Here is a 24,441-nt window from a genome sequence, read left to right on the forward strand (position 1 = left end):
CCTTCTCCCAGGGTTTTTGCTCGTATGAATTATATTAAATCTTTAACGCAACAACGGCTGTGCCTGTTCCTTGCGGTCTACATCGGCCTGTTCCTGAACGGGGCGGTGCTGGTTCGTCGTCTGCTGGGCTACTTCGAAGATTTCTCGGCAACAAACGGCATTTTTGCCGTCATTGAACTCTTTGGCTCGGTGCTAGTGACGTTCTGCTTGCTGCGCTTGCTGTCCCTTTTTGGCCGCCGACCGTGGCAAGTCCTTACTTCGCTGGTGGTGATCATTTCCGCTGCCGCCAGTTATTACATGACCTTTATGAACGTGGTCATTGGCTACGGGATCGTGGCCTCGGTGATGACCACCGACGTTGACCTGTCCAAAGAAGTGATGGGTCGTGGCCTGATGATGTGGACCGTGCTGGCAAGCTTGCCGCCGCTGTTCTTCATCTGGAGTAACCGCTGCCGCTATACGCTGCAACGCCAATTACGTACCCGCGGTCAGCGCGTGCGCAATATCGGCGTGGTGCTGATGGCCGGGCTACTGGTCTGGGCGCCGATTCGTTTGATGGATCGCCATCAAAAACAGGTCGAGAAAACGTCTCAGGGTGATGCGCCGAGCTACGGTGGCGTCATTGCCAATTCCTATCTGCCATCCAACTGGGTGTCGGCTCTCGGGCTGTATGCCTGGGCGCAGGTCGATGAATCATCCGACAGTCGCTCCTTGATTAACCCGGCGAAAAAATTTACCTATGTGGCACCGGGTAAAGAGCTGGATGACACCTACGTGGTGTTCATCATCGGCGAAACCACTCGCTGGGATCACATGGGCATTCTGGGCTATGACCGGGATACCACACCGAAGCTGGCTCAGGAGAAAAACCTGGTCGCTTATCGCGGCACGTCCTGCGACACCGCGACCAAGCTGTCATTGCGCTGCATGTTTGTACGCCAGGGTGGGGCAGAGGATAACCCTCAGCGTACCCTGAAAGAGCAGAACGTGTTTGCAGTGTTGAAACAGTTGGGCTTTAGCTCAGACCTGTTCGCCATGCAGAGTGAGATGTGGTTCTACAGCAATACCATGGCCGACAATATTGCTTATCGTGAGCAGATCGGCGCCGAGCCGCGTAACCGCGGTAAAGACGTGGCAGACAAACTGCTGTTGCCGGAAATTGCGCAGTCGCTGGAAAAACACCCTGACGGCAAGCACTTGATCATCCTGCACACCAAAGGGTCGCACTGGAGCTACTACCAGCGTTACACCCGCGATTTCGCTAAATGGCAGCCGGAGTGTGTGGGCATCAATGATTACTGCAGCAAGACAGAGCTGATCAACGCGTATGATAACTCGGTGCTGTATGTCGATACCTTTATCAGTGACGTGCTGGATCAGCTGCGCGACAAGAAAGCCATCGTCTTCTATGCCGCCGACCACGGTGAGTCGATCAACGAGAGAGAGCACCTGCACGGTACGCCGCGCAAGCTGGCTCCGCCTGAGCAGTTCCGTGTGCCAATGTTGGTGTGGATGTCCGATAAGTATCTGGAAAACCCAGCGCATGAGCAGGCGTTTAAGCAGTTGAAGAAAGAAGCTGACATGAAGGTGCCGCGTCGTCACGTGGAGCTGTATGACACCATCATGGGTTGCCTCGGATACACTTCGCCAGACGGCGGGATTAACGAGAATAACAACTGGTGTCACGTCCCGGCTAAAAGCCAGTAACACGACGGCGAGTTTCTCGCCGATCAACAAGGCTTTTGCTGAAAAGGGATTGACGGGGTCGAATCGCAGCAGTAACATTCGGCCCGCATCGGCGAGTAGCGCAGCTTGGTAGCGCAACTGGTTTGGGACCAGTGGGTCGGAGGTTCGAATCCTCTCTCGCCGACCACATTCGAAAAGCCCGCTTTTTAAGCGGGCTTTTTTACGTCTGTAGCCCGCAGGGCGAAGCCACGCAGTGGCAAGTCATCCTCTTTCGCCCGGTGGCGCTGCGCTGACCGGGCCTACGGGAGCAATGGGTTGTAGGCCCGCGCAAGCGAAGCGCCGCCGGGCAATGATTTACCCCAACAACTCCGTCCCATACGAATTATCAATCGTGCATAGCCAGCGCCCGTTATCTTCCTGGCGGAATACATAGGTCGCGCGGCGGGTAATGTCGACAGGAGTTGCGTCGCCGCCTGGAAAACGCAGTTTAGTTTCCATAATCACCAGCGCATTTCCTGCCCCCTCGATGACCTGCATGTCGCCCTGTTCAACGACCAGCTGACCCTGAAAATAGTCGGAGATCGCCATAAAGGCTTTGCGGATGTTGTCTTTGCCCTGCACAGTCATGCCAGGTTTTACCACCAGGGCGGCATCTTCTGCGTAATACGCCATTAGCGCGTCGTAATCTTTTGCCGATATTGCCTTATCGCATGCTTCGATAATCTGGCGCAGTGGGTGTGAAGTCATGTTATATATTCCTTTGCCGTTTCTGAATGTACCTGCTCATCATCTGTGATCCCCATAACCACCAAAAATCCTCGCCATCCTCACTTCACATCGTCAGTTAACTATTTTGTGACATATTCCATTGTATTTTTTTATATTTGGTTAGCCATTTTCTTGCGTTTCTTATGGATAACATCAGCATTTTCACCTGTGCGTTTTAACGTTCACGCTATTAATCGCTCAGATTATCGCCATTGAGGAAGAAATTTTTAGCAATTCGCACAATTGTTAATCACTGGTTATTGCAAGGTGAGAAGATGATTGTGCTGCTGTTAAGTGCGTAGCATAAATTTCCCTGCTGAAAATACCCTGCCGGAGTTTTTTTAATCTTTGTCTGAGGATTCTCACCGTTGATGTAAATCCCGGTTACCTGTATTGACGTTTGCACATTCTGTTGACAGATTGTAGGGCATGAGGGGCATTTCAGGGAGAATCTGCGCTGCTACTCAGTCGCTCTTCTGAAAGGAATCTCCAACCCTTTTAACGCCTTCGGGCACTACCGAACAGACCGGTTAAAAAACAAAAAAAGGTCTGGCGGAAAACACAACAAACAAACATCACATTTGGAGCAGAATAATGAGTATTTCCTTGAAAAAGTCAGGGATGCTGAAGCTTGGTCTTAGCCTTGTGGCCTTGACTGTGGCGGCAAGCGTACAGGCCAAAACCCTGGTTTACTGTTCTGAAGGCTCGCCGGAAGGCTTTAACCCACAGCTGTTCACCTCTGGTACGACTTACGACGCAAGCTCTGTACCTATCTACAACCGTCTGGTTGAATTCAAAACCGGGACCACGGAAATTATTCCGGGTCTGGCAGAGAAATGGGATGTCAGCGCCGACGGCAAAACCTACACCTTCCACCTGCGCTCTGGCGTGAAGTGGCAGGACAACAAAGATTTCAAACCGACGCGTGACTTAAATGCCGATGACGTCGTGTTCTCCTTCGATCGTCAGAAAAACGACAAAAACCCGTACCACAAAGTCTCTGGCGGCAGCTACGAATACTTTGAAGGCATGGGCCTGCCGGACCTGATCAGCGAAGTGAAGAAAGTGGACGATAATACCGTTCAGTTCGTGCTGACTCGCCCGGAAGCGCCGTTCCTCGCCGACCTGGCGATGGACTTCGCGTCTATCCTGTCAAAAGAATATGCTGACAACATGCTGAAAGCCGGTACGCCGGAGAAAATCGACCTGAACCCAATCGGTACCGGTCCATTCCAGCTGCTGCAGTACCAGAAAGACTCCCGTATTCTGTACAAAGCCTTCCCGGGCTACTGGGGTACCAAACCGCAGATCGACCGCCTGGTGTTCTCTATCACCCCAGATGCGTCCGTCCGTTATGCCAAACTGCAGAAAAACGAATGCCAGGTAATGCCGTACCCGAACCCGGCTGACATCGCTCGCATGAAGCAGGATAAAAACATCAACCTGCTGTCGCAGGCTGGCCTGAACGTGGGTTACCTCTCTTTCAACACCGAGAAGAAACCGCTGGATGACGTGAAAGTTCGTCAGGCGCTGACTTACGCGGTGAACAAAGAAGCGATCATCAAAGCCGTTTATCAGGGCGCAGGCGTTGCGGCCAAGAACCTGATCCCACCAACCATGTGGGGCTATAACGACGACGTGAAGGATTACACCTACGATCCGGAAAAAGCTAAAGCGCTGCTGAAAGAGTCTGGCCACGCTGACGGTTTCAGCATTGACCTGTGGGCGATGCCGGTTCAGCGTCCTTACAACCCGAACGCTCGCCGCATGGCTGAGATGATTCAGGCTGACTGGGCGAAAGTGGGCGTGAAAGCCAACATCGTGACCTACGAGTGGGGCGAGTACCTGAAACGCGCCAAAGCGGGTGAGCATCAGACCGTGATGATGGGCTGGACCGGCGACAATGGGGACCCGGACAACTTCTTCGCGACCCTGTTCAGCTGCACCGCGGCGAAAGACGGTTCTAACTACTCTCGCTGGTGCTACAAGCCGTTTGAAGACCTTATTCAGCCTGCACGTGCTGCGGAAGATCACAACAAGCGTATTGAACTGTACAAACAGGCTCAGGTAGTGATGCATGACCAGGCTCCGGCGCTGATCATCGCTCACTCCACCGTGTACGAGCCAGTGCGTAAAGAAGTCAAAGGCTATGTGGTTGATCCATTAGGTAAGCACCACTTCGAAAACGTCTCCATCGAATAATTAAAAATGTAAGGGGTACGCGAGTGCCCCTCTATGCCCGGCGACGCTGTGCTTGCGCGGGCCTACGAAATTGTAGGTCGGGTCAGCGCAGCGCCACCCGGCAGTTGTGAGCAATACAGACGGGCTGTCGCCAGGCAGAACGTCATGAGAGAGAATCCGGGTTATGTTGCAGTTCATCCTCCGACGTCTGGGATTAGTCATCCCGACCTTTATCGGTATTACCCTGCTGACCTTTGCCTTTGTCCATATGATCCCCGGTGACCCGGTGATGATAATGGCCGGTGAGCGTGGTATTTCCCCTGAGCGTCACGCACAGCTTCTGGCTGCCATGGGCCTTGATAAGCCAATGTGGCAACAGTATCTCCACTATATCTGGGGCGTTCTTCACGGCGATTTAGGGATCTCGCTGAAGAGCCGTCTGCCGGTATGGGAAGAATTCGTCCCGCGCTTTAAAGCCACGCTGGAACTCGGCGTCTGCGCAATGATGTTTGCCGTTGCGGTGGGCATTCCCGTCGGCGTACTGGCTGCGGTTAAGCGCGGTTCCATCTTCGATCACACCGCCGTTGGCCTCGCGTTGACCGGTTACTCAATGCCGATTTTCTGGTGGGGCATGATGCTCATCATGCTGGTGTCGGTCCAGTGGAACCTGGCCCCGGTCTCCGGGCGTATCAGCGATTCGGTGTTCCTCGACGACACGCTGCCGTTAACCGGCTTCATGTTGATTGATACCGCCATCTGGGGCGAACCGGGCAACTTTATCGATGCTCTGGCGCACATGGTGCTGCCTGCGGTGGTGCTCGGCACCATTCCTCTGGCGGTTATCGTGCGTATGACCCGTTCGGCGATGCTGGAAGTGCTCGGCGAAGACTATATCCGTACCGCGCGTGCGAAGGGCCTGACCCGGATGCGCGTCATCATTGTGCACGCGCTGCGTAACGCGATGCTGCCGGTGGTGACTGTTATCGGTCTGCAGGTCGGCACGCTGCTGGCGGGTGCGATTCTAACCGAAACGATCTTCTCCTGGCCGGGCCTCGGGCGCTGGCTGATTGATGCCCTGCAGCGCCGTGATTATCCGGTTGTGCAAGGCGGCGTCCTGCTGGTTGCGACGATGATTATCCTCGTGAACCTGCTGGTCGACCTGCTGTACGGCGTGGTGAACCCGCGTATTCGTCATAGGAAGTAAGGGGCCATCATGTCACAAGTCACTGAGAATAAAGTTGCTGCACCGGTGCCAATGACCCCGCTGCAGGAGTTCTGGCACTATTTCAAACGTAATAAAGGCGCGGTTGTCGGCCTGGTGTATGTGGTAGTGGTGATGATCATCGCTATTTTCGCCAACGTCCTCTCGCCGTATAACCCGGCGGAGCAGTTCCGTGATTCGCTGCTGGCGCCGCCGTTCTGGCAGGAAGGCGGTACGCTGTCGCACCTGCTCGGGACTGACGACGTCGGTCGCGACGTGCTGTCACGCTTAATGTACGGCGCGCGTCTGTCGTTGCTGGTGGGTTGTCTGGTGGTGGTACTGTCGCTGGTTATGGGCGTCGTGCTCGGGCTGGTAGCGGGCTATTTCGGCGGCTTCATCGATAACATCATCATGCGTATCGTCGACATCATGCTGGCTCTGCCAAGCCTGCTGCTGGCGCTGGTGCTGGTGGCGATATTTGGGCCGTCCATCGGCAACGCCGCATTGGCGCTGACCTTTGTGGCCCTGCCTCACTACGTGCGATTAACCCGTGCGGCGGTGATGGTGGAGGTCCATCGCGATTACGTGACCGCCTCTCGCGTGGCGGGTGCGGGCGCAATGCGTCAGATGTTCGTCAATATTTTCCCAAACTGCCTTGCGCCGCTGATTGTTCAGGCGTCGCTCGGTTTCTCGAACGCCATTCTCGATATGGCCGCTCTTGGCTTCCTTGGCATGGGTGCGCAGCCGCCAACACCGGAGTGGGGCACCATGCTCTCCGACGTGTTGCAGTTCGCGCAGAGCGCCTGGTGGGTCGTGACCTTCCCGGGTCTGGCGATCCTGCTTACGGTGCTGGCATTTAACCTGATGGGCGACGGTCTGCGTGACGCGCTGGATCCCAAACTGAAGCAGTAAGAGGCACGAGATGGCGTTATTAAATGTAGATAAATTATCGGTGCACTTCGGCGACGAAGGCACCCCGTTTCGTGCCGTGGACCGCATCAGCTATAGCGTAAACCAGGGCGAAGTGGTCGGCATTGTTGGGGAATCCGGTTCCGGTAAATCCGTCAGCTCGCTGGCAATCATGGGACTGATTGATTACCCCGGCCGCGTGATGGCGGAAAAACTGGAGTTTAACGGTCGCGATCTGAAGCGCATTTCCGAAAAAGAACGCCGCCAGCTGGTGGGCGCGGAAGTGGCAATGATTTTCCAGGATCCGATGACCAGCCTGAACCCGTGCTACACCGTCGGTTTCCAGATTATGGAAGCGATTAAGGTGCATCAGGGCGGTAATAAGAAAACGCGTCGTCAGCGGGCTATCGACCTGCTGAATCTGGTCGGTATTCCCGATCCGGCCTCGCGTCTCGACGTATACCCGCATCAGCTTTCCGGCGGGATGAGCCAGCGCGTAATGATTGCGATGGCGATTGCCTGTCGGCCGAAGCTGCTGATTGCCGATGAACCGACCACCGCGCTGGATGTCACCATTCAGGCACAAATCATCGAGCTGCTGCTGGAGTTGCAGCAAAAAGAGAACATGGCGCTGGTGCTGATTACGCACGACCTGGCGCTGGTGGCAGAAGCGGCACACAAAATCATCGTGATGTACGCAGGCCAGGTGGTGGAGACCGGGGCCGCGCAGGATATTTTCCGCGCGCCGCGTCACCCCTACACTCAGGCGCTGCTGCGTGCGCTGCCGGAGTTTGCGCAGGATAAAGCGCGTCTGGCCTCGTTGCCGGGTGTCGTGCCGGGCAAGTATGACCGCCCGAACGGCTGTCTGCTCAACCCGCGCTGCCCGTACGCCACCGACAGATGTCGTGCTGAAGAACCGGAACTGAATGCCGTCGACGGCGGCCGTCAGTCCAAATGCCATTACCCCCTCGATGATGCCGGGAGGCCAACATTATGAGTACGCCTGAGGCCACCTCGAAGCCACTGTTGCATGCTATCGACTTGAAAAAACACTACCCGGTGAAGAAGGGCATTTTTGCCCCGGAGCGCCTGGTAAAAGCGTTAGACGGCGTCTCATTCACCCTCGAACGCGGCAAAACGCTGGCGGTGGTGGGCGAATCCGGCTGTGGGAAATCCACACTTGGCCGTCTGCTGACGATGATTGAAATCCCGACCGGGGGCGAGCTTTATTATCAGGGGCAGGATCTGCTCAAGCACGATCCGGTTGCGCAGAAGCTGCGTCGACAGAAGATCCAAATCGTGTTCCAGAACCCGTACGGATCCCTGAACCCGCGGAAGAAAGTCAGCCAGATCCTCGAAGAGCCGTTGCAGATAAACACCACGCTGAACAAGGCGGAACGCAAGGCGAAAGTGCTGGAAATGATGGCTAAAGTCGGCCTGAAAACCGAGCATTACGACCGCTATCCGCACATGTTCTCCGGCGGTCAGCGCCAGCGTATTGCCATTGCTCGCGGCCTGATGCTGGACCCGGATGTGGTGATTGCCGATGAACCGGTTTCCGCGCTCGACGTCTCCGTGCGAGCGCAGGTGTTGAACCTGATGATGGACTTGCAGCAGGACATGGGGCTGTCGTACGTGTTCATTTCTCACGACCTGTCGGTGGTGGAACACATCGCTGACGAAGTGATGGTGATGTACCTCGGCCGCTGTGTGGAGAAGGGCAGCAAGGAGCAGATTTTCAGTAATCCGCGCCACCCGTATACGCAGGCGCTGTTGTCGGCGACGCCGCGTCTGAACCCGGATGACCGTCGCGAGCGTATCAAGCTGACCGGCGAACTGCCGAGCCCGCTGAATCCGCCGCCGGGTTGTGCCTTTAATGCCCGCTGCAGTCGTCGCTTTGGCCCTTGCACCCAGTTGCAGCCTCAGCTTAAAGACTACGGTGGACAACTGGTGGCGTGCTTTGCCGTTGACCAGGATGAAAACGGTGAAAAACCACTGGCCTGATTGACTCGCCTGAAGGCATAAAAAAACCCGCTCAATGAGCTAATGCCGATCAGTTAAGGATCGGTTGACCGATCCGGTGGTTGTGCAAGAATCCGTAATCTCTCCAGGGATTACGGATTTTTTTATGTTACTCAGCCAGGCCTTAGATACCGTCCATAAATTTTCTCCGCAGGAGTTTGCTGCCCTTGCAGACCTGCTTTCTCCTGAACTGATTGATGAATGCCTGGCTGACACCGGCGTCGTCACTCTGCGTAAGCGTCGCCTCTCCATGGAGATGATGGTCTGGGCGGTTACCGGCATGGCCCTGTTCCGCTCCCACTCCATGACCCAGCTGGTCTCACATATGGACATTCTTCTGCCGGGTAACCGGCCCTTCGTTGCACCCAGTGCCGTTGTTCAGGCCCGCCAGCGGCTCGGCGAGGATGTCATCCGTCTGATGTTCGAAAAAACACGTCAGCTCTGGTTTGAAAAAACACCCCTGTCTCACTGGAACGGCCTGACGCTAATGGCCGTGGACGGTACGTTGTGGCGTGCACCTGATACCCCAGAAAATGACGCAGCCTTCGGCCGTACTGCCAATGTGAACAAGCAGTCCGAATGGCCACAACTGCGCATGGTCTGCCAGATGGAAGTCACCAGCCATCTGCTGTCTGCGGTGGCCTTCGACAGCGTCTCTGAAACCGGTGAAACTGACCTTGCGGCACAGCTTATTGACCGGACGCCGGACCACTCACTGACCATCATGGATAAGGGCTTCTATGCCCTGGGCCTGCTGCATCGCTGGCAGTCATCAGGCACGGAAAGGCACTGGATGCTGCCCTTACGCAAAGGCGCGCAGTATGAGGAGGTGAGAAACCTGGGCGCAGGGCAGAAACTGGTGAGAATAACGCTGTCGCCGCAGGCGAAAAAGAAATGGCAGGATGCACCGGAAACCCTGACAGCAAGACTGGTCAGCAAGGAAGTGAACGGCAAGACGGTGCAGATACTGACGTCGATGTGCGACCCGCTCAGATACCCGAAAGCCGATATCGTGGACCTTTACAGCCAGCGGTGGGAGATAGAGCACGGGTTCAGGGAGATGAAGCAGCATCTGCTGAATAATGAACTGACGCTGCGGAGTAAAAAGCCTGCGCTGGTGCGTCAGGAGCTGTGGGGCGTGGTGCTGGCGTATAATCTGTTGCGCTTCATGATGGGGCAGATGGCGTACAGTCTGAAAGGCGTGGAGCCATATCAGATGGGCTTTAAACAGTCAGCGTTATATCTGTGCAGCCACCTGCGTTTACTGCCGGGAGTGGCGCCGGGGAAACTCCCCAAGGTCATGGCCGAAATACTGAGTATGGCCTCAAGCTTCGTGCTACCAGGGCGAAGAGCACGGCATTACCCGAGAGCTGTAAAAAAGAGGCCGCAACGTTATCCGTTGCGGCCTCCTTCAAAAGCTTAACTGACAAGCATTAGCTCAATGAGCGGGTTTTTTGTGGCTGGCGATTACTGCGGGTAAGGAACCCAGTCGCCGCCGTTGAGTTTCACGTACGGTTTATTCTGGTACTGAATCACGACGGCGTTGGAGTTCTCTGACACCGGTGCCGTCTGCGGCAGACCTTTGGTCAATTCTTCCCAGTTCACGCTGTCTGCGGTGAACATCTTGCCGTCGACGGCGCGGGACACCAGTTCAGATACCGCCAGCAGGCTGCTTGGCTGATCGATTTCAATCGGTGCGCCTTCATGCGGTGCCTTCATACCGAAGAATTTCACCGCTGTCGGGACGTTGGTGATGTTCGGGCTTGGGATATCACGCAGACCAGACACCTGCATTTTATCGCCTTTCAGCGCGCCACCGTGCTCAGGCACGATAACGACCATCACTTTACGACCCGATTTTTCCAGCTCGGTAAAGAAAGTATCCAGCTCATCAAACATCGTCTGCGCACGGACTTTGTAGTCAGCCGTTTTGCTCTGACCCGGGAAGTGGTTCCCGTCGTGCAGTGGCAGGATGTTATAGAACGTCGCCGTTCGCGTACCCGGTTCTTTCAGCTCGCTTTCATTCCAGCGGTGAAGCTGGTCGAGTTCGTCGTAGACCGGCGAACCGTCAAACGCCACCAGGCTCTGCTTCAGACCTTTTTGGTCCATCAGTGGCGCCTGGATATCACCGTAGTTACGCATCTCTTTCAGGAAGTCGCCGAACACGCCGTTGTGACCCAGCATCAGCTGCGTTTTGAAGCCCAGCGCCGCCAGGTTATCAAACAGGTAGCATTGCTTGCCCGCCGGAGAGTAGAGATTGGTGTGCGATGGCTGACCGCAGCTGGCGCGCAGCAGACGAATCGCCGCCGGGCCGCTGTAAGAGGTGGCAGAGTTAAAGTGTTTGAACACGATATCAAAGTGCGACCACAGCGGATGCTGCATCAAGCCCGCGGCTTCAATGTCATCCCATGAGAGGGAACAGATATTGATAACCAATAGTTCGAACGGCTGTGCATCTGCCGGCAGTGACGTAGGGAACGTAGTCTGACGCTTCTGCTCCGCAGCGTAGAAGCTGGAAAGCCAGGCGTTCAGGTTCGCTGACGTCGGCGGTGCGGTTTGTGCCGGAATATCGCCGACAACAGGTTTCGCATCGGCCGTGGCGACGGTTGCCGCCGCGGTGCCGCCGGTGGTGGTGACCGTACCGGTCGCCTGACCGCCAGGGAACAGCGAGAAGTTCGGGCCGACAACGGTAATGAGGTTCAGCCACACCATGATGACCACGGTGAAGACCGTGATGCGCAGCCATTGGGTCAAGAACATCCAGGCAACCAGCAGGACGAAGAACAGACCGACCATCTGCCAGTTAATAAAGCGCGTCACCAGGTCGATAACGTAGCCCATGCTGAAGCCCGCCACTTCCGAGCCCTGGCTAATGATACTTTCCGGGCCAGGCAGCCAGGTATCGTGCCAGAACAGCGCAAAACCTATCGGGATGGCAATCCAGTGGCGGATTTTGTGCAGTTTGCGGTTCGGAATGGGCAGCAGCAGAAAGGCCATAAAGACCAGGTTCTGCATGGCGTGGAAATTAAGATATCCCGCCCACAGCAGGCCAAACTTCGCCAAAAAGTAGAAGTTCCATCCAGAAAGGCCGCGCCAGTATTGCCAGAATGGCGATGAGGAGACGGCGGTTTGAGTAGGGTTAGTCATCGTTTTGCTTTGCCTTGACGAAATCTGACCGGCGTAGTGTGCCTACCGGTTTTACATGACGGGGTCTAAAAAACATCAACCTGAAGGTTGTTTCAATGCGGCGCAGAAAATGGCGCGCTATGTATCCCAGCGGGAAAAAAATCAGTGCGCACAGCACAACCAGCTGAATAATATCGCTAATTGACATCATTAAGGCTGTTCTCCTTGTGCGTCGGTAAGACGAAGAGGTTCAGGATAACGACGCCAGCTGCGCCCGTCGTGGACAGCGTTTACCTTCGGCGCTTTGTCAGTGCTCATCGGTAATGGCGCATTCCAGCGATCGGCGGTGACGGCCCGCATTTCCACGATTTCCGCCGTAATCTGCTTATCTTCATACCAAATCATGCGGTTCGAGAAGATATCGGCCGTCGGTAACGGGAAGATGTGGTTCAGCGCCGTGTCCAAATCGTTGATGCGACAGAAAGTCAGGAACATCACCAGACGGTTATCGCCAATGGTCATGATATCGCCGAGGCGGTTCGGGCGGCACAGCGTTAACGCTTGTTCCACACGCAGGCCCGGCACCGGTCGCAGCGCCACCATCACGCCTTTATTATCGGCAGGCAGCAGCGGGTTGTTCATAATATTGTGTACCGCGTTGCAGAAGATATCCCACTTCTGATAGCCACGCAGTTTCAGCGGCTGGGTCATCGACAGCAACGTGCTGATTTCGTCCGGTACGTGACGCTGGAACTGCTGTTTCTGCACGCTTTCAATCAGCGTCAGGCAGCGGGATAGCGGCGTATTCCACGGTACAACCAAATTCGCGCCGCAGCCGAGCAGCAGACGTTCATCCGTTGCACGCAGGCTGGCGGTGATTTCGCGCACCACAATTTTCATCGCGCTGCCGCGTTGGCGACGCAGCGAGTGGATGTCATGGGCGAGCTGTTCAATCTGGCTGGTTTGTTCGACGGTGAAAATCACAGTGGCAGCCTGAGCCGTACGCGCGGCATTAAACACCGCATCGTTGGTGTCAAACATCGACCAGTATTCTGACAGCGGCGGGGCACCTTCGAGGGCACTTTTGGTGCTCAGCACATCTTTTTCATCGCTGCGCGGTTGAACCACGGTTTCTTCACGCTCGGCCAGTTTCCAGGTTTTACCGATATAGTTAACCTGAAGCTGTTGGCGTGCGCTGACGCCTTTTTCGTTGGCCCAAAACGCAATATCGAACAGATGACTATCGCCCTGGAAACGAAGACTGGCTAAACCGGAGAGCGAACGATACTCGGCCAGTAATAGCGAAAGCTGAGTGTCAGTATTGTTACCTGGATTTAGGATAAGTAAGGTGCAACGATAGTATTTAGCCCAGCTCTGGGCGTTATTCAGCCATTTCTTGATGCGTTCTGGTGGAATATTCTGCCAGATATTATCTGAACACAGCAGGATAAATATATGGTTTGCAGGATCAATAGAACAAAGTAGATCCCGGCGCAGCGAGTATAGACCACTTTCATTTTTTGGCATGTTGAAAAGGCGTATTTTTTCAGGACCGTGAGATCCATTTAATTTTACTATCTTCTGCGGTTTCTCTCCCATGGTAATCGCGGCGACTTTTGCATCAGAATTCTGCGCAGCAATCGTCTGATTCATCAGGCTCACGGCGTCTTCGCGACGTTCAACGTTGATCCACCAAACACCACCCAGAGGCATATGGCTAACTTCGTCCCATAAGGACTGGATTCCAAGTGAAAATACAGGGTCCACGGTGTCCCTCGTGTGCAAGTTTGACTGTTAATGAGTTTACTAGCAAAACTCTCAGATTAAACCTAACATTGAAATTAAAGAGTAACAGATTTAGCATGTGAACGAATTTTCTGTTCGGGCATAGTGTATCTAACTGATGAACTCGTGTTTTAGTTTCTTGAGCCGAAGAAATGTCCGATACGTTTATCCACGAAATGTCCGATAAAGGTTCGAAGAAATGTCTGAAAATGAAAACCGGACAGCGTCAGAAACAACGCCTGGTTACACCTTCCAAAATGATTTTTTGGCTTTAAGTCGGGCATTCTCTTTGCCCGAAATAGATTATACCGATATTTCCCAACGCGAGCATCTTGCCGCCGCATTAAAGCGTTGGCCATTACTGGCCGAGTTGGCGGAACATAAATAAGGAAGCCTGAATGGCCATTTTGGGATTACAGGGCCTGCGAGGCGGCACGGGAACGACGTCTCTGACTGCCGCGCTGGGCTGGGCATTACAGTCTCTGGGCGAGAAAGTCATCATTGTCGATGCATGCCCGGATAACATGCTGCGCTACTTTTTCAACGACAACATTGCACATCGCGATGGCTGGGCGCGTGCCCTTTTAGATGGCAAAGATTGGCGTGATGCCGGTCTTCGGTACACTTCTCAGGTCGATTTTCTCCCGTTTGGTCAGCTTTCTGTAACAGAACGTGTAAATGTACAGGTCTTGACACCGGTACTCAATCAGGCTGTGGACATTGTTCAGGCCCTCGATCAGAAGCGTCCGCACCATTGGGTGCTTATCGATTTACCCCATGATGTTCAGCCGTGGATGCAGCCGCTGATTGAAGCCTGCAACCATATGCTGACGGTGGTGAATCCGGATGCCAATGCGCATATCCGTCTGCATCAGCAGGTTCTGCCAAAACACGGCCATATCTTGATCAATGATTTACGCATTGGCAGCCATGTTCAGGATGATATTTATCGAGTCTGGTTACAGAGTCAGCCGCGTATGCTGCCAGTGATTATCCACCGTGACGAATCCGTGGCAGAGTGCCTGGCCGCCAAGCAACCGCTCGGCGAATACCGAAGCGATTCGTTGGCGGCAGAAGAGGTCGTCACCCTCGCAAACTGGTGTCTGATGCATTACGCCGGGATCAGCCCGGGCGTGGAGCAGCCATCATGATACGTCTTACCGCCCTTTTGCTGGCACCGGAAGCGGGGGCGCGTCTGCGTGCGCGATATCTGGATTATCGTCATCATCAAGCGTCATGGCTGGGTGCTTCCCTGGGGTGCATCTGGGTCGCCCTCGCCTGGCTGTTTATCCCGCTGGAACACCCACGCTGGCAGCGTATTCGCGCCAACTACAGCGAACTGTATCCGCATATCAATGCGCACCGTCCGCGTCCGCTCGACCCTGTCCGCTATGTCCTGCAAAGCCTGTGGCTGGTGTTGACGCTGCCTGTTGCCGAGAAAAAAAGCTTCAACTGGAATGGGCTGAAAGCCATGTCCGGCGCACGCGGTCGTTATCACAAGTGGATGGACGAACTGCCTGAAAGAATGAGCACCCAGACGGCGCATCTGGACCACAAAAAAGAGCTGCGCCACATCAACCCGAAAGTGCGAAAACTCATTCTCGGCACTGTCGTGGCCTGTTCGCTTCTGCTGGCGCTTGTTTGCGTCACACAGCCGTTTAACCCCATGTCGCAGTTTATCTTCCTGCTGCTGTTGTGGGGCATTGCGCTCATTGTCCGCCGGATGCCGGGGCGTTTCTCCGCGTTGATGCTGGTGGTGCTGTCGCTGACGGTGTCTTGTCGTTACATCTGGTGGCGTTATACCTCCACGCTGAACTGGGATGACCCGGTGAGCCTGGTGTGCGGTCTGACGTTGCTATTTGCAGAAACCTACGCCTGGGTCGTACTGGTGCTCGGTTACTTCCAGGTCATTTGGCCGCTTAACCGCCAGCCGGTGCCACTGCCGAAAGACATGGCCCTGTGGCCGTCTGTCGACATCTTTGTCCCGACCTACAACGAAGACCTGAGCGTAGTGAAAAACACCGTTTATGCGTCGTTGGGTATCGACTGGCCGAAAGACAAGCTCAAAATCTGGATTCTGGATGATGGCGGTCGCGATGAGTTCCGCCAGTTCGCCAAAGATGTCGGTGTGGAGTATGTCGCGCGAACCACTCATGAACATGCGAAAGCGGGTAACATCAACAACGCACTGAAGCTGGCGAAAGGGGATTTGGTCTCTATCTTCGACTGTGACCACGTGCCGACGCGCTCCTTCCTGCAAATGACGGTGGGCTGGTTCCTTAAAGATAAAAAGCTCGGCGTGATGCAGACCCCGCACCACTTCTTCTCTCCCGATCCGTTCGAACGTAACCTCGGTCGTTTCCGTAAGACCCCGAACGAAGGCACGCTGTTCTACGGCCTGGTGCAGGACGGGAACGATATGTGGGATGCGACGTTCTTCTGTGGTTCCTGTGCGGTGATCCGCCGTGGGCCGCTGGATGAAGTCGGTGGGATTGCGGTTGAAACGGTCACTGAAGATGCGCACACCTCGCTGCGTCTGCACCGTCGGGGCTACACCTCGGCCTACATGCGTATTCCGCAGGCCGCCGGCCTGGCGACGGAAAGCCTGTCAGCGCACATTGGCCAGCGTATTCGCTGGGCGCGCGGGATGGTGCAAATTTTCCGTATGGATAACCCGCTGTTTGGCAAAGGGCTGAAGTGGTCGCAGCGTATCTGTTACGCCAACGCCATGCTGCACTTCTTATCCGGCGTACCGCGGCTTATCTTCCTGTCGGCACCGTTAGCGTTCCTGCTGCTGCACGCTTACATCATTTACGCTCCGGCGCTGATGATTGCGCTGTTCGTTCTGCCGCATATGGTTCACGCCAGCCTGACCAACTCAAAGATTCAGGGTAAATATCGCCATTCGTTCTGGAGTGAAATCTATGAAACGGTGCTGGCCTGGTATATCGCCCCGCCAACCATCGTGGCGCTGATCAACCCGAAAATCGGTACTTTCAACGTGACGGCGAAAGGCGGTCTGGTGAAAGAAGAGTACGTCGACTGGGTGATTTCACGTCCGTACTTGTACCTGGTGATTCTGAACCTGGTGGGGATTGCCGTCGGTATCTGGCGTCATTTCACCGGCCCGGCGAATGAAATCCTGACCGTGTGGGTCAGTATCGTCTGGGTGTTCTACAACCTGATTATTCTGGGCGGGGCCGTGGCCGTGTCTGTTGAGAGTAAACAGGTGCGCCGTTCCCACCGCGTTGAGATGAAAATGCCTGCGGCGATTGCCCGCGATGATGGGCACCTCTTCTCCTGTACGCTGCACGACTTCTCTGACGGCGGCGTAGGGCTGAAAATCAACGGCGATGGACAAGTGCTGGAAGGTCAAAAGGTCAATCTGCTGCTCAAACGTGGTCAGCAAGAATTTGCCTTCCCGATGCTGGTGGCCCGCGTAATGGGCAGTGAAATCGGCCTGCAACTGTTGCCGATGCCGACTCGCCAGCACATCGATTTTGTACAGTGTACGTTTGCGCGCGCCGATACCTGGGCGCTGTGGCAAGACAGCTTCCCGGAAGATAAACCGCTGGAAAGTATGCTGGACATTTTTAAACTGGGGTTCCGTGGCTATCGCCATCTGGCGGAGTTCGCGCCGCCTTCGGTGAAATTTATTTTCCGATCGCTCCTCTCACTGGTTGCCTGGATTGTCTCCTTCATACCGCGTCGCCCTGAGCGCAACGTGGGTGAGATTCTCCCTGAACCGGCAATGGCTCAACAATGATGACTATACGATGAAAAGAAAACTTTCCTGGATGTGCGCAGCGGCTGTGGGCATGAGCGCTTTTATTCCACAGATAACTTACTCAGAAACCACGGTGCCAATGGCTGCACCGGAACAGGGTGCCCTGGACCCCGCCGACGCAGCGGTACCGGAACAGGTTGCCCTGGTCACCGCCGCTGCGACGACTGCTGCACCGGAACAGGGTGCCCCGACCGCCGCTGAAGCTGCGCCTGCTGCACCGGGTGATACCGGAACGACGACTGCGGCCCCGGTTCCGGATACGGCTGCACCTGGCATGGTTGATCCAACGGTCACGGACCCTGCGGCGGTGAATGCGGCTGAAGGGACGATGCCTGTGGTGGTAGAACAATCACCGACCCGCGACGTGAAGCTCAGCTTTGCTCAGATTGCGCCTGCCCCAGGCAGCATGTCGCTGCGCGGCGCGAACCCGACCGGTTCTGTGCAGTTTGGTACGCGCAGTGATGAAGTCGTTTCCAAAGGTGTGCTGAATCTGGTGTACACGCCGTCACCTGCGCTGCTGCCGGTTCAGTCTCAGCTGAAGGTTTATCTTAACGATGAGCTGATGGGCGTTCTGCCGGTGACGAAAGAACAATTGGGCAAAAAAGTGATGGCCCAGGTCCCGGTTGACCCGCTGTACATCACCGATTTGAACAACGTGCGTCTGGAATTTGTCGGCCACTACCGCGATGTCTGTGAAAACACCGGCAGCACCACGCTGTGGCTGGACGTGGCGCGTAATACGTCACTGGATCTGACCCTGCAAAAGCTGAACGTGAAAAAAGATCTGTCGCACTTCCCGGTGCCGTTCTTTGACCCTCGCGATAATCGTCAGCTGAATTTACCGATCGTCTTTGCCGGCGCGCCGGACATCACTCAGCAGAAATCTGCGGCGATCGTAGCATCCTGGTTTGGTTCGCTCGCGGGCTGGCGTGGACAGCATTTCCCGGTGTTGTACAACACCGTGCCAGATCGTAACGCCATCGTGTTTGCGACCAACGATAAGCGCCCGGATTTCCTGCGCGACTATCCGTTAGTACAGGCACCGACCATCAGCATGATCGACAACCCGAACGACCCGTATCTGAAAATGCTGGTGGTGTTCGGTCGTGACGATAAAGACCTGTTGAAAGCGGCGGAAGGCATTGCCGCCGGTAGCATCTTGTTCCGTGGCGACTCCGTCACCGTGGACGAGGTGAAATCGCTGCTGGCACGTAAGCCGTACGATGCGCCGAACTGGGTGCATACCGATCGTCCGGTGACCTTTGGCGAGCTGAAAACGTACGAGCAGCAGCTGCAGTCCACGGGTCTTGAGCCCGCGTCGATTAACCTGTCGCTGAACTTGCCACCTGATCTGTATCTGCTGCGCAGCAACGGCATCGACATGGACCTGAAATACCGTTACACCATGCCAGCCATGAAAGACAGCTCGCGTATGGACATCAACCTCAACAACCAGTTCTTGCAATCGTACAGCCTGAGCAGCACCCAGGATACGAAGAGCCTGATGCTGCGCCTGCCGATTATTCAGGGTCTGCTTGACGGTAAAAATGAGGTGTCGATTCCGGCGCTGCGTCTGGGTGCCACTAACCAGCTGCGCTTTGACTTCCAGTACACCAACCCAATGCCGGGCGGTACTATTGAGAACTGCGTGACCTTCCAGCCAATCAAGAACAATGTGGTGATTGGCGACGATTCGACGATTGATTTCTCCAACTACTATCACTTCATTACGATGCCGGATCTGCGCGCGTTTGCCAATGCGGGCTTCCCGTTCAGCCGCATGGCGGATCTCTCCGATACGCTGATTGTGATGCCGAAAGAAGCGACCAAGGATCAGGTCAGCACGCTGCTGGATTCTATCGCCACTATCGGCGGTCAGGTCGGCCTGACCGGTGCTAACCTGAAACTGACCAACGATCCGAGCGAGATGCAGAAGCAGGATGCGGACATCCTGTTGATTGGCGCCATTCCTGAAAAACTGAAGGATGACCAGCATATCGACATGCTGGTGGATGCGACCAAGAGCTGGGTGAAGACGCCGGTGCGTCACAACGAACTGTCTTCTGTGAAGCTCGATGACGGTGAACGTCAGCCGATGGCACAGGCGACTGTTGGGTCTAAAGGCCCGATGGCAGCCATTATTGGCTTCCAGTCTCCGTACCACGATCAGCGTAGTGTGATTGCCCTGATGGCCGATAGCTCACGTGGCTCTGAGCTACTGAACCAGGCGCTGAACGACAGCGGTAAACGTGCCGCGATGTTTGGTTCCGTCTCGGTTATCCGTGAATCTGGCGTTAACAGCCTGCGCGTGGGCGACGTGTATTTCGTCGGCCATCTGCCATGGTACGAGCGCGTGTGGTTCGCACTGTCTAACCACCCCATTCTGCTGTCGGTTCTGGCGGCACTGAGCGTGGTTCTGTTGGCATGGGTGTTGTGGCGTCTGCTGCGCATCATTAGCCGCCGCCGTCTGGATCCGGATGATGAGTAAACGATGATGAAAGGTGTACGCCGGGGTTGCCTGGCGCTACTGACGCTGGTCACGATGCAGGCCTCAGCCGCCTGCACGTGGCCTGCGTGGGAGCAGTTCAAAAAAGATTATATCAGCGACGGCGGTCGGGTTATCGACCCGAGCGACGCCCGTAAAATTACCACCTCTGAAGGGCAGAGCTATGCGCTGTTCTTCGCCCTGGCGGCCAATGACCGTGCGGCGTTTGCGTCGTTGTTCCACTGGACGCAGGACAACCTGGCCTCGGGCGATATCAAAGCGCAGTTGCCGGGCTGGCTGTGGGGCAAGAAAGAGGACAACAGCTGGAGCGTGCTCGACACCAACTCCGCCTCCGATGCCGATGTCTGGATAGCCTGGTCACTGTTGGAAGCCGGACGTTTGTGGAAAATGCCGGAGTACAGCGACGCCGGAAAAGCGCTGCTGTCGAAAATTGCCAGCGATGAAGTGGTCAAAGTGCCGGGGCTCGGCTCTATGCTGCTGCCGGGCAGAGTCGGCTTTGTCGACGATGCAGGCTGGCGCTTTAACCCAAGTTATCTCCCGCCGCAGTTAGCGAGTTACTTCGTGCGTTTTGGCGCACCGTGGAACGCGCTCCAAGCCACCAACCTGCGTCTGCTGCTGGAAACCGCGCCAAAGGGCTACTCGCCAAACTGGGTGCGTTTCAACAAGAAAAATGGCTGGCAGCTCAAGCAGGATAAATCGCTGCTGGGCAGCTATGACGCCATCCGCGTTTATATGTGGACCGGCATGCTGAACGACGCCGATCCGCAAAAAGCCCGCTTGCTGGCGAAGTTTAAGCCCATGGCCACACAAACTGAAAAGACGGGTCTACCGCCTGAAAAAATCGATATTGCCACCGGGAAGGTGGACGGTAATGGGCCGGTGGGCTTCTCTGCGACGCTGTTACCGTTCCTGCAAAATCGTGATGCACAGGCCGTTCAACGCCAGCGCGTCGCCGATAACTTCCCAGGCAACGATGCTTATTACAGCTATGTTCTGACCCTGTTCGGGCAAGGATGGGATCAACACCGTTTCCGGTTTACTGCTCGCGGTGAACTTTTACCAGACTGGGGCCAGGAATGCGCAAATTCTCACTAAGCTTACTCAGCCTCTCGCTAGGGATGACGCTACTCCCTTTAGCGCATGCTGCGCCCACCGCCGCGCAGCAACAATTATTGAACCAGGTGCGCCTCGGGGAATCCGCGAAGCGTGACGATTTGGTTCGCCAGTCGCTGTACCGCCTCGAACTGATAGCCCCGGACGATCCACAGGTGATTGCCGCGCGTATGCGTTATCTGCTGCGTCAGGGCGATACCGCCGGCGCGCAGAAACAGCTCGACCGCATGAAAAACCTGGCACCGGATTCCGATGCCTTTAAAGCCTCGCAAAGTGAAATGCAGCTCTCCACCGGCAAAGGCCGTCAGGCGTTGCAGGAAGCACGTTTGCAGGTGACGACCGGCCACATTCAGGAAGGTCTCAAGCAGTATGACGCGCTGTTCAACGGCACGCCGCCGGATGGCGAGTTAGCGGTGGAATACTGGACGGCGGTCGCGAGGCTGCCGGACCGTCATAAAGAAGCGATGGGCAAACTGCAGTCGCTGAACGCGAAAAACCCGGGCAACGTCCAGCTGCAAACCACCTTCGCCAAACTGCTGTTTGACGATAACCGCAGCGCGGAAGGCTATGCGGTGCTGGAACAGATGGCGAAATCCAATGCCGGGCGCGGGACTGCCCAGCAAATGTGGTACGACCAAATTAAAGATGAGCCGGTCAACGAAGACAGCGTGAAAAATCTTCAGCGCTTCCTGGCCGTATTCACCACCGGTGAGTTGTCTGATGAAGCGCGTACAAAGCTGGCTGATAACCAGACCAAGCTCGCCGATCCGGCGTTCCGCGCGCAAGCGGAACAGCAGGCAAAAGAAGCTGAAATCGCCAAAGTTGAAGACAGTAAGCCCGGGACCTGGGAAATTGTCTGGCCGTTGATCCGTAAGGGCGATGCGGCCCTGAAAGCTAAAAATCTCGATCAGGCCGCACGTTTTTACCAGCAGGCACAGCGGGTGGATAACACCAACAGCTATGCCGTGTTGGGGCTGGGTGACGTGGCTATCGCCCGGAACGACACCGCTGCCGCGGAGCGCTATTACCAGCAGGCGCTGCGTCTGGACAGAGGCAACAGCAACGCCGTGCGCGGGCTGGCCAATATTTATCGGGCGCAGTCGCCAGAGAAAGCGACGGCGTTCATTAACACGCTGTCGGCCAGCCAGCGTCGTAGCATCGATGATATCGAACGCAGCCTGACCAACGATCGTCTGTCACAGCAGGCTGAAACGCTTGAAAATCAGGGCCGTTGGGCGCAGGCCGCAGAAGTGCAGCGTCGCCGACTGGCGCTCGATCCGGACAGCGTGTGGATAACGTATCGTCTGGCGAAGGATCTCTCCAGCGCCGGACAGCGCCCGGAAGCCGATCGTTTGATGCAGGATTTGGCTCGCAAAAAATCGGGCGATCCAGAGCAGGTTTACGCTTACGGGCTGTACCTTTCCGGCAACGGTCAGGATATGGCAGCGCTCTCGCACATCAATACGCTGCCGAAAAGCCAGTGGAATGACAATATTCAGGAACTGTCGGATCGTCTGCAGTTCGATCAGGTGATGCAGAAAGCGAACCTGATGCGCGATAACGGTCAGGAAGATCAGGCGGTTGCCTTGCTGAAACAGCAAACGCCGTCGGCGCGGATTAACATGACGCTGGCCGACTGGGCGCAGCAGCGTGGTGATACCGGCACGGCCATCACCGAATACAACGCCGCGCTGACGAAAGAAGCCAACAATAACGATGCGCGTCTGGGTCTGGCGGAAGTGTACGCCGCAGAGGGCAACGATTCCGCCGCGCGCGAACAGGTGAAGAAGCTGAAAGCGCCAGCGGCAGGCGAAGCGCCGTCGCTCAATACCCAGCGTCGTCTCGCGCTGGTGGATTCCTCCCTCGGCGATACCGCTCAGGCACAGCAGATTTTCAACACCATCGTGCCGCAGGCTAAAGCTCAGCCTGCGTCGATGGATACCGCGCTGGTTCTGCGTGATAACTCGCGTTTCCAGGTGCAGAACGGCGATCCCCAGCAGGCGCTCGAGAGTTACAAAGATGCGATGGTGGCAGCAGGCATTACGACGACCCGCCCGCAGGATAACGACAGCTTTACCCGCCTGACCCGTAACGATGAAAAAGACGACTGGTTGAAGCGCGGAGTGCGCAGCGATGCGGCGGACCTTTATCGTCAGCAGGACGTCAACGTCACGCTGGAGCACAACTACTGGGGCTCCAGCGGTACCGGCGGTTATTCCGACCTCAAAGCGCAAACCACCATGCTTCAGGTGGACGCGCCGTTGGCTGACGGGCGGATGTTCTTCCGCAGTGATTACGTCAGCATGAACGCCGGGAAATTCTCGACCGACAGCGACGGTGGCTATTCGCCGAATTGGGGCACCTGCGGCGAACAAACCTGCTTCGGCGGAGATAAGAGCCAAAAAGACAGCGGCGCCAGCGTGGCCGTTGGCTGGCGGAACGACACCTGGGATGTGGATATCGGCACCACGCCGATGGGCTTCAACGTCGTCGATGTGGTCGGCGGCCTGAGCTACAGCAACAGTGTCGGCTCGGTCGGGTATACCGTTGAAGGCCACCGTCGTCCGATTTCCAGCTCTCTGCTGGCGTTTGGCGGGCAGAAAGACCCGAACACCGGCACCACCTGGGGCGGCGTTCGCGCCGACGGCGGCGGGATCAGCCTGAGCTATGACAAAGGCGATGCCAATGGCGTTTGGGCCTCTTTGAGCGCGGACTCACTGACCGGTAAAAACGTCGATGACAACTGGCGTGCGCGTTGGATGGCCGGGTATTACTACAAGCTTATCAATGAGAACAACCGTCGTGTGACCGTGGGCCTGAACAACATGGTCTGGCACTACGACAAAGATCTCAGCGGCTATTCGCTTGGGCAGGGCGGCTACTACAGTCCGCAAAAGTACCTGTCGTTTGCCGTGCCAATTAACTGGCGTCAGCGTACGGATAACTGGTCCTGGGAACTGGGTGGATCGGTCTCGTGGTCGCACTCGAAGAACAACAACCAGGCGCGTTATCCGAAGCAGAATCTGTTGCCAATCAACTACCCGAATGCAGGGCAAATCGACGACGGCAGCAGCAGCAGCGGTTTTGGTTACACTGCGCACGCGCTTATCGAACGCCGTGTCAGTTCGAACTGGTATGTCGGGGCCTCAATCGATATTCAGCAGGCGAAGGATTACACCCCAAGCCACGCGCTGCTGTACGTTCGTTACTCCGCCGCGGGCTGGCAGGGTGACATGGATCTGCCTCCTCAGCCGCTGGTTCCTTACGCCGACTGGTAACAGATTCGCCTTAAATGCGTTTTCTGCCATCCCGATGAGCAGACTCTTAGCGTATAATGTGCCGAAAATCACTTAATGC

17 protein-coding genes and 1 tRNA gene are annotated in these 24,441 nt (G+C 55.9%); 14 read left to right on the plus strand and 4 right to left on the minus strand.

Annotated features, from left to right (window positions below):
- Nucleotides 1-24 precede the first annotated feature (24 nt).
- Together eptB and A8O29_RS01515 are read left to right on the plus strand one after the other, a co-directional pair.
- Nucleotides 25-1,707, plus strand: coding sequence for a kdo(2)-lipid A phosphoethanolamine 7''-transferase (gene eptB, locus A8O29_RS01510; protein WP_125354367.1), 1,683 nt, complete (start codon nt 25-27; stop codon nt 1,705-1,707).
- Nucleotides 1,708-1,796: 89 nt separating this feature from the next.
- Nucleotides 1,797-1,873, plus strand: a tRNA-Pro gene (locus A8O29_RS01515).
- Between the two features lie 167 nt (nt 1,874-2,040).
- On the opposite strand, the gene A8O29_RS01520 is transcribed toward A8O29_RS01515, so the two are convergent.
- A complete protein-coding gene (locus A8O29_RS01520) occupies nt 2,041-2,433 on the minus strand; it encodes a YybH family protein (protein ID WP_125354368.1) in 393 nt (130 codons plus the stop codon).
- Nucleotides 2,434-3,048: 615 nt separating this feature from the next.
- On the opposite strand from A8O29_RS01520, the gene dppA reads away from it, so the two are divergent.
- The 6 genes from dppA to A8O29_RS01550 all read left to right on the plus strand — a co-directional run bounded on the left by dppA (nt 3,049) and on the right by A8O29_RS01550 (nt 10,190).
- Complete coding sequence (gene dppA, locus A8O29_RS01525) at nt 3,049-4,656, plus strand: dipeptide ABC transporter periplasmic-binding protein DppA (RefSeq protein WP_125354369.1); 1,608 nt, start codon at nt 3,049-3,051, stop codon at nt 4,654-4,656.
- Nucleotides 4,657-4,819: 163 nt separating this feature from the next.
- Entirely contained in the window at nt 4,820-5,839 is a 1,020-nt protein-coding gene (dppB, locus tag A8O29_RS01530; RefSeq protein WP_125354370.1) for a dipeptide ABC transporter permease DppB, read from the plus strand.
- 9 nt (nt 5,840-5,848) lie between these two features.
- On the plus strand, nt 5,849-6,748 hold the full coding sequence (gene dppC / locus A8O29_RS01535) for a dipeptide ABC transporter permease DppC (protein ID WP_125354371.1): 900 nt from the start codon (nt 5,849-5,851) through the stop codon (nt 6,746-6,748).
- A gap of 10 nt (nt 6,749-6,758) precedes the next feature.
- Nucleotides 6,759-7,742, plus strand: coding sequence for a dipeptide ABC transporter ATP-binding protein (dppD, locus tag A8O29_RS01540; protein WP_125354372.1), 984 nt, complete (start codon nt 6,759-6,761; stop codon nt 7,740-7,742).
- A complete protein-coding gene (gene dppF / locus A8O29_RS01545) occupies nt 7,739-8,749 on the plus strand; it encodes a dipeptide ABC transporter ATP-binding subunit DppF (protein ID WP_125354373.1) in 1,011 nt (336 codons plus the stop codon). Before dppD ends, dppF begins: the two co-directional genes overlap by 4 nt.
- Nucleotides 8,750-8,873: 124 nt before the next feature.
- Nucleotides 8,874-10,190, plus strand: a complete 1,317-nt coding sequence (locus tag A8O29_RS01550; RefSeq protein WP_174081207.1) for an IS4 family transposase — start codon at nt 8,874-8,876, stop codon at nt 10,188-10,190.
- 44 nt (nt 10,191-10,234) lie between these two features.
- Here the strand turns inward: A8O29_RS01550 and bcsG are convergent, their stop codons facing one another.
- Genes bcsG through bcsE form a run of 3 tightly spaced genes read right to left on the minus strand, consistent with a single transcriptional unit; the run spans nt 10,235 to nt 13,660 of the window.
- Nucleotides 10,235-11,914 carry a cellulose biosynthesis protein BcsG gene (gene bcsG, locus A8O29_RS01555; protein WP_110510235.1) on the minus strand — a complete coding sequence of 560 codons (1,680 nt, stop codon included), beginning with the start codon at nt 11,912-11,914 and terminating at the stop codon, nt 10,235-10,237.
- Entirely contained in the window at nt 11,907-12,104 is a 198-nt protein-coding gene (gene bcsF / locus A8O29_RS01560; RefSeq protein WP_110510234.1) for a cellulose biosynthesis protein BcsF, read from the minus strand. Before bcsF ends, bcsG begins: the two co-directional genes overlap by 8 nt.
- The gene (gene bcsE / locus A8O29_RS01565; protein ID WP_125354953.1) at nt 12,104-13,660 is read right to left on the minus strand and encodes a cellulose biosynthesis c-di-GMP-binding protein BcsE; all 1,557 of its coding nucleotides are present in this window, start codon (nt 13,658-13,660) and stop codon (nt 12,104-12,106) included. The genes bcsF and bcsE overlap by 1 nt, the downstream gene beginning before the upstream one ends.
- A 217-nt stretch (nt 13,661-13,877) precedes the next feature.
- Here bcsE and bcsR point away from each other — a divergent pair, with 217 nt between their 5' ends.
- The 6 genes from bcsR to bcsC are packed head-to-tail and all read left to right on the plus strand — an operon-like array spanning nt 13,878 to nt 24,362.
- Nucleotides 13,878-14,066, plus strand: a complete 189-nt coding sequence (bcsR, locus tag A8O29_RS01570; RefSeq protein ID WP_125354952.1) for a cellulose biosynthesis protein BcsR — start codon at nt 13,878-13,880, stop codon at nt 14,064-14,066.
- 10 nt (nt 14,067-14,076) lie between these two features.
- The gene (gene bcsQ / locus A8O29_RS01575) at nt 14,077-14,829 is read left to right on the plus strand and encodes a cellulose biosynthesis protein BcsQ (RefSeq protein WP_125354951.1); all 753 of its coding nucleotides are present in this window, start codon (nt 14,077-14,079) and stop codon (nt 14,827-14,829) included.
- Nucleotides 14,826-17,444, plus strand: coding sequence for a UDP-forming cellulose synthase catalytic subunit (gene bcsA, locus A8O29_RS01580; RefSeq protein ID WP_159464813.1), 2,619 nt, complete (start codon nt 14,826-14,828; stop codon nt 17,442-17,444). Before bcsQ ends, bcsA begins: the two co-directional genes overlap by 4 nt.
- A 10-nt stretch (nt 17,445-17,454) precedes the next feature.
- Nucleotides 17,455-19,953 carry a cellulose biosynthesis cyclic di-GMP-binding regulatory protein BcsB gene (bcsB, locus tag A8O29_RS01585; protein ID WP_125354950.1) on the plus strand — a complete coding sequence of 833 codons (2,499 nt, stop codon included), beginning with the start codon at nt 17,455-17,457 and terminating at the stop codon, nt 19,951-19,953.
- A 6-nt stretch (nt 19,954-19,959) separates the two neighbouring features.
- Nucleotides 19,960-21,066, plus strand: coding sequence for a cellulose synthase complex periplasmic endoglucanase BcsZ (bcsZ, locus tag A8O29_RS01590; protein ID WP_125354954.1), 1,107 nt, complete (start codon nt 19,960-19,962; stop codon nt 21,064-21,066).
- Nucleotides 21,048-24,362: a cellulose synthase complex outer membrane protein BcsC gene (gene bcsC / locus A8O29_RS01595; RefSeq protein ID WP_125354949.1), complete on the plus strand. Its 3,315-nt coding sequence runs from the start codon at nt 21,048-21,050 to the stop codon at nt 24,360-24,362. The genes bcsZ and bcsC overlap by 19 nt, the downstream gene beginning before the upstream one ends.
- Nucleotides 24,363-24,441: the final 79 nt, after the last annotated feature.

This window comes from Scandinavium goeteborgense (genome assembly GCF_003935895.2).
In the GTDB taxonomy this organism is placed as follows: domain Bacteria; phylum Pseudomonadota; class Gammaproteobacteria; order Enterobacterales; family Enterobacteriaceae; genus Scandinavium; species Scandinavium goeteborgense.

What these genes read in the sequence shown, in the direction of transcription:
- bcsQ (WP_125354951.1), top strand. Translation starts at nt 14,077, where the DNA reads ATGGCCATTTTGGGATTACAGGGCCTGCGAGGCGGCACGGGAACGACG.
- bcsF (WP_110510234.1), bottom strand. Translation starts at nt 12,104, where the DNA reads ATGATGTCAATTAGCGATATTATTCAGCTGGTTGTGCTGTGCGCACTG.
- A8O29_RS01520 (WP_125354368.1), bottom strand. Translation starts at nt 2,433, where the DNA reads ATGACTTCACACCCACTGCGCCAGATTATCGAAGCATGCGATAAGGCA.
- bcsA (WP_159464813.1), top strand. Translation starts at nt 14,826, where the DNA reads ATGATACGTCTTACCGCCCTTTTGCTGGCACCGGAAGCGGGGGCGCGT.
- bcsR (WP_125354952.1), top strand. Translation starts at nt 13,878, where the DNA reads ATGTCTGAAAATGAAAACCGGACAGCGTCAGAAACAACGCCTGGTTAC.
- bcsG (WP_110510235.1), bottom strand. Translation starts at nt 11,914, where the DNA reads ATGACTAACCCTACTCAAACCGCCGTCTCCTCATCGCCATTCTGGCAA.
- eptB (WP_125354367.1), top strand. Translation starts at nt 25, where the DNA reads ATGAATTATATTAAATCTTTAACGCAACAACGGCTGTGCCTGTTCCTT.
- dppC (WP_125354371.1), top strand. Translation starts at nt 5,849, where the DNA reads ATGTCACAAGTCACTGAGAATAAAGTTGCTGCACCGGTGCCAATGACC.
- bcsB (WP_125354950.1), top strand. Translation starts at nt 17,455, where the DNA reads ATGAAAAGAAAACTTTCCTGGATGTGCGCAGCGGCTGTGGGCATGAGC.
- dppD (WP_125354372.1), top strand. Translation starts at nt 6,759, where the DNA reads ATGGCGTTATTAAATGTAGATAAATTATCGGTGCACTTCGGCGACGAA.
- dppF (WP_125354373.1), top strand. Translation starts at nt 7,739, where the DNA reads ATGAGTACGCCTGAGGCCACCTCGAAGCCACTGTTGCATGCTATCGAC.
- A8O29_RS01550 (WP_174081207.1), top strand. Translation starts at nt 8,874, where the DNA reads ATGTTACTCAGCCAGGCCTTAGATACCGTCCATAAATTTTCTCCGCAG.
- dppB (WP_125354370.1), top strand. Translation starts at nt 4,820, where the DNA reads ATGTTGCAGTTCATCCTCCGACGTCTGGGATTAGTCATCCCGACCTTT.
- bcsC (WP_125354949.1), top strand. Translation starts at nt 21,048, where the DNA reads ATGCGCAAATTCTCACTAAGCTTACTCAGCCTCTCGCTAGGGATGACG.
- bcsZ (WP_125354954.1), top strand. Translation starts at nt 19,960, where the DNA reads ATGAAAGGTGTACGCCGGGGTTGCCTGGCGCTACTGACGCTGGTCACG.
- dppA (WP_125354369.1), top strand. Translation starts at nt 3,049, where the DNA reads ATGAGTATTTCCTTGAAAAAGTCAGGGATGCTGAAGCTTGGTCTTAGC.